Raw genomic sequence first — 280 nt, forward strand, 5'->3', positions numbered from 1 at the left:
TTGAACCAGTCTTTTGTAGAAGAGCTCGTTTTAATTGATGTGAATACAAGCAAGGCCGAAGGGGAAGCGATGGATTTGAATCATGGCATCCCGTTCGCGCCGTCTCCCATGAAAATTTGGAGCGGCACATATGCAGACTGTGGAGATGCGGACATTGTGGTAATCACGGCGGGCGCTGCCCAAAAACCGGGTGAAACGCGCCTCGATTTGGTGGAGAAGAATGCAGCCATCTTTAAAAATATTGTGGAACAAATCATGGCAAGCGGCTTTAACGGCATTT

General features: G+C 48.2%; 1 protein-coding gene. It reads left to right on the forward strand.

The genetic code is table 11. The annotated features are described in order from the left end of the window. Positions 1-280 (forward strand): lactate/malate family dehydrogenase (locus L9G74_RS20300; protein WP_438944595.1); only part of this gene is annotated, 280 nt, incomplete at both ends.

This window comes from Shewanella electrica, assembly GCF_022321485.1.
Classification (GTDB): domain Bacteria; phylum Pseudomonadota; class Gammaproteobacteria; order Enterobacterales; family Shewanellaceae; genus Shewanella; species Shewanella electrica.